12 protein-coding genes are annotated in these 13,115 nt (G+C 71.6%); 11 read left to right on the plus strand and 1 reads right to left on the minus strand.

What is annotated here, in order from left to right; all coding sequences use genetic code 11:
* Positions 1-181 precede the first annotated feature (181 nt).
* The 10 genes from AC3AGO_RS34285 to AC3AGO_RS34330 all read left to right on the plus strand — a co-directional run bounded on the left by AC3AGO_RS34285 (position 182) and on the right by AC3AGO_RS34330 (position 10,723).
* Positions 182-1,219, plus strand: coding sequence for an MBL fold metallo-hydrolase (locus tag AC3AGO_RS34285; protein ID WP_487824197.1), 1,038 nt, complete (start codon positions 182-184; stop codon positions 1,217-1,219).
* Positions 1,220-1,380: 161 nt separating this feature from the next.
* Positions 1,381-2,025 (plus strand): DNA alkylation repair protein, encoded by a 645-nt coding sequence (locus tag AC3AGO_RS34290; RefSeq protein ID WP_487824910.1) that lies wholly within the window; start codon positions 1,381-1,383, stop codon positions 2,023-2,025.
* A gap of 251 nt (positions 2,026-2,276) precedes the next feature.
* The gene (locus AC3AGO_RS34295; RefSeq protein ID WP_487824198.1) at positions 2,277-3,206 is read left to right on the plus strand and encodes an FAD binding domain-containing protein; all 930 of its coding nucleotides are present in this window, start codon (positions 2,277-2,279) and stop codon (positions 3,204-3,206) included.
* A gap of 2 nt (positions 3,207-3,208) precedes the next feature.
* Positions 3,209-3,751 carry a (2Fe-2S)-binding protein gene (locus tag AC3AGO_RS34300; protein ID WP_487824911.1) on the plus strand — a complete coding sequence of 181 codons (543 nt, stop codon included), beginning with the start codon at positions 3,209-3,211 and terminating at the stop codon, positions 3,749-3,751.
* Positions 3,748-6,147, plus strand: a complete 2,400-nt coding sequence (locus tag AC3AGO_RS34305) for an aerobic carbon-monoxide dehydrogenase large subunit (RefSeq protein WP_487824199.1) — start codon at positions 3,748-3,750, stop codon at positions 6,145-6,147. Before AC3AGO_RS34300 ends, AC3AGO_RS34305 begins: the two co-directional genes overlap by 4 nt.
* Before the next feature lie 149 nt (positions 6,148-6,296).
* Positions 6,297-7,184: an XdhC family protein gene (locus tag AC3AGO_RS34310; protein ID WP_487824200.1), complete on the plus strand. Its 888-nt coding sequence runs from the start codon at positions 6,297-6,299 to the stop codon at positions 7,182-7,184.
* A gap of 2 nt (positions 7,185-7,186) precedes the next feature.
* Positions 7,187-7,807: a nucleotidyltransferase family protein gene (locus AC3AGO_RS34315; RefSeq protein WP_487824201.1), complete on the plus strand. Its 621-nt coding sequence runs from the start codon at positions 7,187-7,189 to the stop codon at positions 7,805-7,807.
* Positions 7,804-8,736: an AAA family ATPase gene (locus AC3AGO_RS34320; protein ID WP_487824202.1), complete on the plus strand. Its 933-nt coding sequence runs from the start codon at positions 7,804-7,806 to the stop codon at positions 8,734-8,736. Before AC3AGO_RS34315 ends, AC3AGO_RS34320 begins: the two co-directional genes overlap by 4 nt.
* Positions 8,733-9,488 (plus strand): SRPBCC family protein, encoded by a 756-nt coding sequence (locus AC3AGO_RS34325; protein ID WP_487824203.1) that lies wholly within the window; start codon positions 8,733-8,735, stop codon positions 9,486-9,488. Before AC3AGO_RS34320 ends, AC3AGO_RS34325 begins: the two co-directional genes overlap by 4 nt.
* Positions 9,485-10,723 carry a vWA domain-containing protein gene (locus tag AC3AGO_RS34330; RefSeq protein WP_487824204.1) on the plus strand — a complete coding sequence of 413 codons (1,239 nt, stop codon included), beginning with the start codon at positions 9,485-9,487 and terminating at the stop codon, positions 10,721-10,723. Before AC3AGO_RS34325 ends, AC3AGO_RS34330 begins: the two co-directional genes overlap by 4 nt.
* 77 nt (positions 10,724-10,800) lie before the next feature.
* Here AC3AGO_RS34330 and AC3AGO_RS34335 read toward each other — a convergent pair whose 3' ends face one another.
* A complete protein-coding gene (locus AC3AGO_RS34335; RefSeq protein ID WP_487824205.1) occupies positions 10,801-11,760 on the minus strand; it encodes a LysR family transcriptional regulator in 960 nt (319 codons plus the stop codon).
* A gap of 285 nt (positions 11,761-12,045) precedes the next feature.
* On the opposite strand from AC3AGO_RS34335, the gene AC3AGO_RS34340 reads away from it, so the two are divergent.
* Positions 12,046-13,038 carry a calcium/sodium antiporter gene (locus tag AC3AGO_RS34340; protein ID WP_487824206.1) on the plus strand — a complete coding sequence of 331 codons (993 nt, stop codon included), beginning with the start codon at positions 12,046-12,048 and terminating at the stop codon, positions 13,036-13,038.
* The last annotated feature ends 77 nt before the right edge of the window (positions 13,039-13,115 follow it).

Genomic DNA, 13,115 nt, shown 5'->3' on the forward strand with positions numbered 1-13,115 from the left:
GGAGTTGCCGCAGACCAGGGCGGGCAAGCTTGACCGCAGTATGGCCAGCGGCTGTGCGAGCGTACTCCTGGCCCGGCCCGACCCCGCAGCGCGCGAGGACGCCCCGACCGCACGCCGGCCGCGGTGATGCACAGCAGCACATCCGTACCGCCCGGCAACGGTGTACCAGCAAGGGGGAACAATGACGCAGCGGTTCGAGCAGGGCCCGTGGGCCGCGACCGGAATCCAGACCGTGCAGCCCGGGGTGCACCGCGTACCCCTTCCGCTGCCGAACGACGGGCTGCGCGCCGTCAACGTCTATCTGCTGGAGAACCTGACGGAGAACGGCCTCGTCATGATCGACGGAGGGTGGGCGATCCCGGAGGCCCGCAAGACGCTGGAGCAGGCGCTGGCCGCCATCGGCCGGGACCTGGGCGAGATCAGGCACATCCTGGTCACCCATGTCCACGGCGACCACTACACGAACGCCGTCGAGCTGCGACGCCTGCACGGCTCCCGCATCCACCTCGGGGTGGGCGAGCGCCCGGCCCTGGAGATGTTCCACCGGCAGCGCAGCGGCGAGCCCGCCGGAGTCCTGGAGACCGTGCGCAGGGCCGGGGCAGCCGAACTGGCCGACCGCGTCCGGCAGATGGACCACGGCGGCTACGACCCGAGCGTCTGGGAGGCGCCCGACCGGTGGCTTGGAGCCGAGACACTGCGCTTCGGCGGCCACGCTCTGCGCGTCGTCCCAACCCCCGGGCACACCAAGGGACATGTGGTCTACCTCGACGAGGAGCGCGGGCTGCTGTTCTCCGGAGACCATGTCCTGCCGCACATCACCCCGTCCATCGGCTTCGAACTGGCCGAGCCCGGAGGGCGGCCGCTCGCCGACTACCTGGACTCGCTGCGGCTCATGACGCGGTACGCCGACGCCCGGCTGCTGCCCGCGCATGGGCCCGTCACCGACAGCGTCCACGCCCGCGTCGCCGAGCTGCTGACACACCACGACAACCGGCTGCGCGAGAGCCTGGCGGCGCTTGGCGAGGACACGCTCGACGCCCACACCGTGGCACGCAAGCTGTACTGGACGCGCCGGGACGTGCCGTACGACGACCTCAGCACCTTCAACCGCATGCTCGCGATCAACGAAACAGCCGCGCACCTGGAGGTTCTCGTCCTGCGAGGCAGCGCCACGATGGAGTCCACGGACGACGTGAACCGGTACACGCGAGTGCGCTGAACCCTGGGGCTCCTCCGGTCGGAGGACTCCGGTCCGCGGTGCCGTGCCTCGTCAGGCCACCAGGAGCGGGCAGCAGCTCAGAGGGCCGCCGCCGTCGTAAGGTGAAGCCCGTACGTGAGGGACAGGAGGCTGAGGTGGCCGGGACGACGGTGGCCGAGGTGATGGCCGAGCTGGCCGCGCTCGAGGACCCGAAAGCGCGGGCGGTGAACGAGAAGCACGGTGACGACCACGGTGTGAACCTCACCAAGCTGCGTGCCCTCGCGAAGCGGCTGAAGACGCAGCAGGACCTCGCGCGCGGGCTCTGGGAGACGGGCGACACCGCGGCGAGACTGCTGGCGCTCCTGATCTGCCGCCCGAAGGCGTTCGAGCGCGACGAGCTGGACGGCATGCTGCGCGAGGCGCGTACACCCAAGGTGCACGACTGGCTCGTCAACTACGTCGTCAAGAAGAACCCGCACGCCGAAGAGCTGCGCCTGGCCTGGCTGGCCGACCCGGACCCGGTGGTCGCGAGCGCCGGCTGGGCGCTGACCACCGAACGCGTGGCGAAGAAGCCCGACGGCCTCGACCTCGCGGGGCTGCTCGACGTCATCGAGGCGGAGATGCGGGACGCCCCGGACCGCCTGCAGTGGGCGATGAACCACTGCCTGGCCCAGATCGGGATCGAGCACCCCGAGCACCGCACCCGCGCCATCGACATCAGCGAGCGGCTACAGGTCCTCAAGGACTACCCGACGTCCCCGGGCTGCACGTCCCCGTTCGCGCCGACCTGGATCACCGAGATCGTGCGCCGGCAGAACGAGAAGTAGCGCAGGCACCCCGGTCGCGGAGCCGTAGAACGCGTGCGGATCCACACCGGTCGCAACGACCACGCCGAACGCCGCCAGCGAGAGTGCGCTGACAGGTCCTGATTAAGCATTCGCTGAAGTCGCTGTTGACCGCGGCGTCCGGCGGGGCGCTCAATGTGGGGCCTACAGCGCGCCGCGTCCGGGCGCAGGCGTCAGGCGGGTGCCGTCGGGCGGTGGGTCCGGGCGGCGGTCGCGGCAGGGGGGAGTCCCGCATGCAGGTTCCCGCGCCGTTCGAGTATCAGCGAGTGAGCACGGTGGATGAGGCGATCGGGCTGCTGGACAGCCTCGGGGACACCGCACGGATCGTGGCCGGTGGGCACAGCCTCATCCCGATGATGAAGCTCCGGCTGGCCAACTTCGAGTATCTGATCGACATCAACGACCTGCACGACGAGCTGGGTTACGTGACGGTCGAGCCGCACCGGATCCGGATCGGCGCGATGACCCGGCACCGGGAACTGCTGGAGTCGGAGGAACTCGCCTCCGCCTTCCCGGTGTTCCGGGATGCCGAGCGGGTGATCGCCGACCCGGTGGTGCGCAACCGGGGGACGCTCGGGGGCGCGCTGTGCCAGGCCGATCCGTCGGAGGACCTGTCCGCCGTGTGCACCACTCTCGACGCGGCCTGCGTGATCCGGGGCCTGGACGGCGAACGCGTCGTCTCCATGGAGGAGTTCCACTGCGGCCCGTACGAGACCGCGGTCGGCGACGCGGAGATGCTCATCGAGATCCGCTTCCCGATCCGGCCGAACGGTTCGAGCGCGTACGAGAAGGTCGAGCGCCGCGCGGGGGACTGGGCGGTGGTCTCGGCGGGCGCCGCGGTGTGGCTGGACGGTGACGGGGCGGTCGAGGACGCCCGGGTGGGTCTTGCCGCGGTCGGCCCGAACACCGCGGGCATCCCCGGCATCGCGGAGACGATGCGCGGCCAGTGGCCGTGCGAGCAGCTGTTCGCGATGGCGGGTGAGCTCGCGGCTCAGGCGTGCGATCCGGTGACCGACCGCAGGGGCAGCGCCGACTACAAGCGCCATCTGGCACGGGAGTTGACCGTACGGGCGCTGCGCAGGTCGGTGGCGCGGATCCGCGATACGGACGCGGAAACAGGCACAGCCCACGGGGTGCACGGAGCCGGCGGAGGGGGAGCGTGAGCATGCAGGTCACCATGGTGGTCAACGGCGAAGAGGTCACCCGCGAGATCGAGGGCCGGCTGCTGCTCGTGCACTTCCTGCGCGACCATCTCGCGCTGACCGGCACGCACTGGGGATGCGACACCAGCAACTGCGGAACCTGCGTCGTGCGGATGGACGGCGAGCCGGTCAAGTCCTGCACGGTGCTGGCGGCGATGGCCGGCGGGCACGACATCACCACCGTCGAAGGGCTGGAGCGGGAGGGCGAACTCGACCCCGTACAGCAGGGGTTCATCGAGTGTCACGGCCTTCAGTGCGGCTTCTGCACGCCCGGCATGATGATGACGTCGCGGGCGCTGCTGGACCGCAACCCCGCACCGTCCGGACGGGAGATCCGCGAGGCGCTGTCCGGGCAGATCTGCCGATGCACCGGCTACGCGAGCATCGTGCGGTCCGTGCAGTGGGCGGCGGCCGAGGAGGCGGGCACCCGCACGACGAACGGGGCGCAGCCGAGCGGCGAGACACCGGAGACCGCGCCCGCCGGCACCGCAGGGGGTGCGTCATGACGGCCACCGGCACCGGGCCGGAGCCGGTCACCGCGTTCGAGGACAACGACGGGAAGCCGTGCGGTCACGGCCGGATGCTGCGCAAGGAGGATCCGCGCTTCGTCCGCGGCAAGGGCCGCTACGTGGACGACGTACAGCTGCCCGCGATGCTGCATCTGGCGATCCTCCGCGCCCCCATGGCGCACGCCCGGATCGTCTCCGTGGACACCAGCCTTGCCGAGGCCTATCCGAAGGTGAAGCTGGTGGTCACCGGCGCGATGCTGGCGGAGAAGGGCCTGGCGTGGATGCCGACGCTCTCCAACGACGTCCAGGCCGTGCTCGCCACCGACAAGGTCCGCTTCCAGGGCCAGGAGGTCGCGTTCGTCGTCGCCGAGGACCGCTACGCGGCCCGGGACGCGCTGGAACTCATCGACGTGGAGTACGAGCCGCTCGACCCCGTCGTGGATGTCCGCACCGCCCTCGCGGAAGGCGCCCCGGTCATCCGGGACGACATCGAAGGCAAGACCGACAACCACTGCTTCGACTGGGAGACCGGCGACGCGGCCGCCACCGACGCGGTGTTCGCAGACGCGGACCTGGTGGTCACCCAGGACATGGTCTACCCCCGGGTACATCCCGCGCCGATGGAGACCTGCGGTTCCGTCGCGGACTACGACGCGGTCGAAGGACGCCTCACCCTGTGGTCCACCACGCAGGCGCCGCACGCCCACCGCACGCTGTACGCGATCGTCGCGGGGCTCCCGGAGCACAAGATCCGGGTGATCTCCCCGGACATCGGCGGCGGCTTCGGCAACAAGGTGCCCATCTACCCCGGTTACGTCTGCTCCATCGTCGGCTCGCTGCTCACCGGCAAACCGGTGAAGTGGATGGAGGACCGTACCGAGAACCTGGTCAGCACCGGCTTCGCCCGCGACTACGTGATGCGCGGGGCGATCGCCGCGACCTCGGCCGGGAAGATCCTCGCCATCCGCACCCATGTGCTCGCCGACCACGGCGCGTTCAACGGCACGGCGGCGCCCGTGAAGTATCCGGCCGGATTCTTCGGGGTGTTCACCGGCAGCTACGACATCGAGGCCGCGTACTGCAAGATGACCGCCGCCTACACCAACAAGGCGCCCGGCGGCGTCGCCTACGCCTGCTCCTTCCGGATCACCGAGGCCGTGTACCTGGTCGAGCGGCTGGTGGACTGCCTGGCGTACGAGCTGTCCGCTGACCCGGTCGAGCTGCGCAGGAGCAACTTCATCCGGCCGGAGCAGTTCCCGTACACGACGAAGACCGGCTGGGTGTACGACTCGGGCGACTACGACCCCACCATGCAGCTGGCACAGCGGCTGGCCGGCTACGACGAACTGCGTCTGGAGCAGAAGGAGAAGCGGGCGCGCGGCGAACTCATGGGCATCGGCGTGTCGTTCTTCACCGAAGCGGTGGGCGCCGGACCCCGCAAGGACATGGACATCCTCGGCCTGGGCATGGCCGACGGCTGCGAGCTGCGGGTGCACCCCACGGGCAAGGCGGTGGTGCGGCTGTCGGTGCAGAGCCAGGGCCAGGGGCACGAGACGACGTTCGCGCAGATCGTCGCGGAGGAGCTGGGGATACCGCCGCAGGACATCGACGTGGTGCACGGCGACACCGACCAGACGCCGTTCGGGCTCGGTACGTACGGCAGCCGTTCGACTCCGGTGTCCGGCGCCGCGGCGGCCCTCGTGGCCCGCAAGGTGCGCGACAAGGCGAAGCTGATCGCCTCCGGGATGCTGGAGGTGCCGGTGCGGGAACTGGAGTGGGACAAGGGCTCCTTCCACGTCGCCGGCGACCCAGGCGCTGCCGTCACGATCCAGGACATCGCGATGCGCGCGCACGGCGCCGGTGACCTCCCGGACGGTGTGGAGGGCGGGCTGGAGGCGCAGATCTGCTACAACCCGGAGAACCTCACGTACCCGCACGGCGCCTACATCTGCGTGGTGGACGTCGACCCCGGGACCGCTCAGGTGAAGGTGCGGCGGTTCGTCGCGGTGGACGACTGCGGCACCCGCATCAACCCGATGATCATCGAGGGGCAGGTGCACGGCGGCCTCACCGACGGGGTCGGGATGGCCCTGATGGAGATGATCGCCTTCGACGAGGACGGCAACTGCCTCAGCGGCTCGCTGATGGACTACCTCCTCCCCACGACGCTCGAAGTGCCCGACTGGGAAACGGGGTTCACGGTCACGCCCTCCCCGCACCACCCCATCGGGGCCAAGGGAGTGGGGGAGTCCGCGACGGTGGGCTCGCCGCCCGCCGTGGTCAACGCGGTGGTGGACGCGCTCCGGCCGTACGGAGTGCGGCACGCCGACATGCCGCTCACCCCGTCCCGGGTGTGGGAGGCGATGCGGGGACAGGCGACCCCGCCCATCTGACGAACGGGCCCGCCCGACAAACGGGCCCGTCCGATGAACGGGGGTGTGCGGGCACCGGTGGACGGCGTCGGTGCCCGCACCCGTACAGGGCCGACGTCCGTGCCCGTACGGGGCTCACGACCGCAGGTGCTCGACCCGGGGAGGTGCCCATGGCAGCGACAGTGGCCGACCACGCGCGCGAACTCGCCGACCGGCGACGGTCGTTCGTACGCGCCACGGTCGTACGGGCCCAGCCGCCGGCCTCGGCGCGCCCCGGTGACGAGGCCATCGTGTGCGAGGACGGGTCGATCGACGGCTTCGTCGGCGGCGTGTGCGCCGAAGGCGCCGTCCGCACCGCGGCGCTCGGCACCCTGCGGGACGGCGGCCCTCTCCTGCTGCGGGTACTGCCGGAAGGGGACGTGTCCTTCCCCGAGTCGCCGGGCGCCCGCGTGGTCGTCAACCCCTGCCTCTCCGGAGGCGCCCTGGAGATCTTCCTCGAACCCCGGCTCCCGCCGCCGCTGATCGCCGTCGTGGGCCGCACCCCGATCGCCGAGGCCGTCATCGACTTCGCCGGCCGGCTCGGCTACGCGACCACCCGCACACCCCCGGCCGGCCTGGCCGAACGGGCGGACTCGGTGATCGTCGCCAGCCACGGACGCGACGAGACGGCATCATTGCGCGCCGCACTCGACGCCGGCGTACCGCACATCGCGCTGGTGGCCAGCCGCCGCCGAGGCGGGTCCGTTCTGGACGAACTCGGCGCCGACGACGCGGAACGCGCCCGGATCAGCACCCCCGCAGGGCTGAACATCGGCGCCCGCACCGCGCCGGAGATCGCGCTGTCGATCGTCGCGGAACTGGTCGCCCTCCTGCGGTCCGGGGACCGCCCGGGCGGGGAGGGGGAGACGGCCGCCGCACCCTGCGAAGTGACCGACCCCGTCTGCGGGATGACCGTCACCGCGGTCCCAGGGACGCCGCACCTGACCGTGGGCGGCACCGACATCTGGTTCTGTGGCACCGGCTGCCGGGACCGCTACACCGAAAGGGCGGTGGAGTAGGCATGTTCACCACCGGCATCATCCTCGCCGCGGGCCGCTCACGCCGCCTCGGCAGCCCGAAGCAGCTCCTGCCCTACCGCGGCGGCACTCTGCTGGACGCCACCCTCACCACAGCCCGCGCCTGCGACTTCGGACAACTCCTGGTCACGCTGGGCGGCTCGGCGGCGGACATCCGTGACTGCGTCGACCTCACCGGCACCGAACCCGTCGACGTGCCGGACCACGGAGACGGCTGCGGCGCGTCCATCAGCACCGCCGTCGCGCACGTCTCGCCGCGCGCACACGGAGTCGTGCTGCTCCTCGGCGACCAGCCGGGCGTCAGCCCCGAAGCGGTACGCGGCCTCATCGGCCGGGCGGCCGGCAGCCCCGCCGGAATGTGCCGCTACACCGACGGGCCGGGGCATCCACTGTGGTTCGGCCGCGCACTGTTCGGCGAACTCGCCGCCCTGCACGGCGACAAGGCCGCCTGGAAGCTCCTCGGGTCGGACTCCATCGCGGTCGCCGAGTACCGCATCGACCGGCCGGTCCCGCGCGACGTCGACACCTGGGACGACTACCGTGCGCTGCTCTCCGGCCCCGCGCACATACCCGCGCGCGGCGGCACCGGGAAGGCCGGCCGGTGAGCACACTGTTCGACGACGCGGACGACGTGCGCCGACGGCTGGAAGGCGTCGGCTACTTGGTCGACGAAGGCACCGCGACCGCCCTCTATCTGGCCACCGTCCTGGACCGGCCGCTGCTGCTCGAGGGCGAGCCCGGCGTGGGCAAGACCAGTGCCGCCAAGGCACTCGCGGCGGCACTGGACACACCCCTGATCCGGCTCCAGTGCTACGAGGGGCTCACCGCGGGCGAGGCACTGTACGAGTGGAACCATCAGCGGCAGCTCCTCGCGATCCGGCTCACCGAGGCGCGGAACGAGAAACGCACCGAAGCCGACCTGTTCACCGAGGAGTACCTCCAGGACCGGCCGCTGCTGCGGGCCATCCGCTACCCCGGACCCGTACCTCCCGTGCTGCTGATCGACGAAATCGACCGCGCGGACGACGAGTTCGAGGCGCTGCTGTTCGAGGTCCTCGGCGAATCCGCGATCACCGTTCCCGAACTCGGCACCTTCACCGCCGCACGCCCGCCGGTCGTCGTCCTCACCTCCAACCGCAGCCGCGAGCTGCACGACGCGCTGCGCCGCCGCTGCCTCTACCACTGGATCGACTTTCCCGCCCCGGACCGCGTCGTGGACATCCTGCGCCGCTCGGTGCCCGGCGCTGACGCGCCGCTGATCGCCTCGGCGGCCGAGTTCATCGGGCGCGCCCGCACCCTCGACCTGGACAAGCCGCCCGGTATGGCCGAGGCCATCGACTGGGTCGCCGCGCTCTCCGCGCTCCGCGTCACCCGGCTGCTGCGGGGCGAAGTGCTGCGCACGCTCAGCACGCTCGCCAAGAGCCCCGACGACCACGCCACCCTCACCGAAGCCCTCCCGCAGCTCGGCTGCCCGCCGGAAGAGGAGCCGTACAGCCCTGTCGCGCCGCACGGAGAGGAACCGGAACGGCCATGAAGATCGACAACGAGTTCACCGTCAGCGCACCGGTGCAGCGCGCCTGGGAGCGCCTCACCGATCTGGAGAGCCTCGCCCCGTGCCTGCCCGGCGCCCAGCTCACGGGAGTCGTGCAGGGCCCGGACGGCCCTGTCCACAGCGGGCGGGTACAGGTCAAAGTCGGCCCGGTCATCAGCCGGTTCACCGGAACGGCCCGGTTCGTGGAGCGCGACCCGGCCGCCCGGCACGCCGTGGTCGGCGCGAAGGGCAAGGACACCCGAGGCGGCGGCACTGCCTCGGCCGTCATCGACATGCGCCTCCACCCGGACGGGGAGGACCGTACGGCCGTCTCCGTGTCGACGGACCTCACCATCACCGGCAGGCTCGCACAGTTCGGCAGCGGGATGATCAAGGAGGTTTCCGAGAAGCTGCTCCAGCAGTTCGTCGCCAACCTGGAGGCGCAGCTGCGCGTTCCCGAGGGGACCCCCGTACGAACAGAGCGGGTCGCGCAGGCCCCGGAGCCCGAGGCCGCCGGGGAGCCAACTCCCTTACGGGAAGCGGAACCCCTACCCCCGGCCACGGCCTCGACGGAGGCCGCACCGTCGGGGTCCCCGACGCGCAGTGACGCGCAGACCCGGACCGGCGACGAGGCCGGCTCCACGCCCATCGACCTGATGGCGCTGGCCGGATCGTCGGTGTACAAGCGACTGATCCCGGTGGGAATCGCTGTCGTGGTGATCGCCGCCGTGGTCGCCTTCCTCCTCCTGCGGTGAACCGGCTGGGCGGAACGCCGCTGCCGGCCGTGGACCGGGCCGCGTTCGCCGTGGCGCTGGGCAGCCGGCTGCGCGAGCGGGGGATGCCGGTCGGGCTCACGCTGACCCGGGATTTGGTGGGAGCCCTGGCCCACACGGCTCCCTTGACGCGCACCAGGCTGTACTGGACGGCACGGATCTGCCTCGTACGGAACCACGACGACCTGGCCACGTTCGACGCCGTCTTCGACTCGGTCTTCGGCGACTTCGCCCTCGCCGCCGACCCGCACAGCCGCCGCGGCGGCCTGGCAGGCGCCCCGGGCGCGGACGACAACGACGCTTCCGCACCCGCTGGTTCACACGACGCGCGTGACGGCGGCACCCTTCCCTGGGTCACGCGGCCGACCGCCGTCGCCGCCGCCGACCGCGGCGAGAGCCACACGCTGACAGTGCCGGAACGGCTGCCCACCGACAGACCGGGACTCACGGACACCCCGTTCGAGCAGCTCGCGCCCCATGAGACGCGACTGCTGGGGGAGTGGCTGGAGGCAGCGCTGGACACCTGGCCGACGCGCCGCTCACGGCGGTTCGCCGTCCGCCCGCACGGCGCGCGGATCGCGGTGCGCGCGACCGTGACGCGCTCGCGCCGCACCGGTTGGGAGCCGATGCGGCTGGTGTACGACGAACCCGTGGCACGGCCACGACGGGTGGTGATGCTGTGCGACGTCAGCCGGTCCATGCAGGCCCAGACAGTCGCGTACCTGCATCTGATGCGAGCGCTCGCCCTCACCGCCGACGCCGAAGTCTTCGCGTTCGCCACCTCGTTGACCCGGCTCACCACCGCCCTCACACACCGCTCGGCCGAGGCGGCCGTCGAGGAGGCCACACGCCGAGTCGTCGACCGGTTCGGCGGCACCAGCATCGCCGGCAGCCTGCGCACGCTGCTCGGCTCGCACCACGGGGGACTGCTGCGAGGCGCCGTCGTCATCATCGGCTCGGACGGCTGGGACAGCGACCCGCCGGAGCGGCTCGCCGTGGCGATGGCCCGCCTGCACCGCCGTGCCCACCGGGTCATCTGGCTCAACCCCCGCGCCGCAGCGCCGGGTTTCGCCCCGCGCACCACGACCATGTCCGCCGCGCTGCCGTACTGTGACGCCCTGTTGCCCGGTGACACCTTCGCCTCGCTGCTCGCGCTGACCAGGGAGATCGGAAGCGACAGCCGCTCCGTACGCCGAACGCCCCGCGCCCGGGCGTGAGATGGGCGGGTACGGGGAGGCGGCCCCATAAGGCATGAGGCGTACCACCGACCGGCTGCCGCACGTGGGCCGGCCCCTCAGCTCCAGAGCGTCACATGGACCGCAGGCCGGAAGCGCCCGGCCGTCACCCCGCTGCCGCGCAGCATCGCCTGCGCCGCACGGGGAGTGGTGACGAAGCGCTGCAACTCGGCTGCGACAGGCGGGGCGTTGCCGTCGGTGAAGGAGAGGATGTGCCACGCTCCGCGAGCCGGCCGGAACGCCGTGTCGAGCCGCTTCAGGTCACCGCCGGCCAGATCCTTCGTCACCGCGAAGGCGACCGCGAGCGCGACGCCCTTCCCCCGCTTCGCCTCCTCGACGGCCGCGGCGTGGCTCTGGAAGATGCGCTGACGGTGCTCGGGGACGTTGAGGCTGCGCAGGATCAGCGGAACCATCCCGAGTCTGCCCACCGCCGAAGGCCCCAACAGCCAGGTCTGTTCCCGCAGTTCCGCCTCGCTCACCTGGCAGGCCGCGGCCAGTGGATGCTGCGCTCCGGCGACGGCGAGCACCTGGTAGTTGAGGAACGGTGTGCAGGTCATCGTCGCGTCCACGGTGGCCGGGTGGGGGCCGATCGCCACGTCGGCCGCACGGCTCAGCAGCAGCGAGCCGAACCGCTCCGGATCGTGCACGCTCAGCTCGACATCCAGATCGGCCGCCCGCCCCGCGAACAGTTCGATCAGCCCCGGCGCCGCGTGCTCCGCGAACAGACTCGACGCGGCCACGCGCAACAACCGCCGCCCCGCACCGGCCTGACGCACCTCGAGAACCGTCCGGTCCTGCAGACCCAGCATCTCCGCCGCGCGGCTCGCCAGCCGCAACCCGCCCGGAGTGAACACCAGCCCCGAGCCCGTCCGGGAGAACAGCTTGTCGCCCAACTCCTTGCGCAGGTGCGCCACATGCATCGACACGGCCGCTTCGGACACGCCGAGGTCGGCCGCGGCCGCCTTCACCGATCCCAGGCGTACCGTCGCCGCGAAGGCGCGTAATTGCGAAGGAGTCAACTCCTGCCTCCCACGGCCGCACGGTGACGGCACCGGCCCCAACCTACTCCGCCGGCGCGCCCCGGGGCCACGGTCCGGCCACCACCGGCGCCGGGAGGGACGGGCCGTGGGGAGCCCTGTGGCGCGAACCCCGCAACCCGCGGCACCTCAACGCTGCCCGGCAGCGACACGCCAGACCGGACCCGACGTGCAGGGACATCACCCCGGGCAGATACTCGCACCGAAAGTGACGGCCCCGCGGAGACGAGGGGTCCCGGAGATGAGGACGACCGGAGGGGATGCACGGTGATCGCGGTGCTGTCGTTCCTCTTCGGGCTCGGCACGTTGGTGGTGGGCGCCGAGCTCGTCGTACGCGAAGGGTCGGCGCTGGCGGCCCGGTTCCACATCAGCCCGCTCGTGGTCGGCATGACGATCGTGTCGCTCGGCACCAGCCTCCCCGAACTGGCCATCGGCCTGAGCGCCGCCCACCAGGGCAACGCCGGCCTGGCGGTGGGCAACATCGTCGGCACCAACGTGGTCAACATCCTGCTGATCCTCGGCCTCAGCGCACTCATCCGTCCGGTGCAGTTCGAGAACCGGACCCTGCGAGTGGACCTTCCGGTCATGACCGCAGCGGCACTCCTGCTGTTCTTCGTGGCACGTGACGGCGACCTCGACACCCTCGACGGCTCGCTGCTGTGCCTCTACGGAGTCGCGTACGTGGCCGTCACGGTCGTACTCGCCCGCCGTCAGTCACAGCGCAGGCCTCGCCCTGCCGCTGACTTCCCGTCACCCGCCGACGAGGGAGACGGGGCCGAGCCGTCGCACTCCGCGCCCCGCTCGGCAGGACTCTCGGCGCTGCTGCTCCTTCTCGGGCTCGCCGTCGTGGTCGTCGGCTCCGAATTCCTCGTCGACGGCGCCGTGGACATCGCCCGCGGCCTGGGCGCCGACGACGCGCTGATCGGACTGACCGTCGTGGCCATCGGCACGTCGGCGCCGGAGCTCGTCACCACGCTGGTCTCCACGGTGCGCGGGGACCGGTCCATCGCGCTGGGCAACCTGCTCGGCTCCAGCGTCTTCAACATCGCCCTCATCCTCGGCCCCACCGTGCTGGCGGCGCCCGGGACAGTGCCCGTGCCCGACGACGTACTGGCGCTGGACCTGGTCATCATGGTGGCCTCCGCGGTCGTGTGCGTCCCTGCCTTCCTCACCCGCCGCCGGCTGAGCCGCCTCGAAGGCGGAGCCTTCGTCACGATCTACCTCGCGTACATGACCTGGCTGCTCGCGACCCGCCTCTGAACGGGCTGCCACCGGAGAAGGCCCGGACCGAAGAGACCGCCACCCGCGGGGCCCCGTTAATCGTTTGGGCGCCCGCC

It is taken from the genome of Streptomyces sp. BL1 (genome assembly GCF_057628045.1).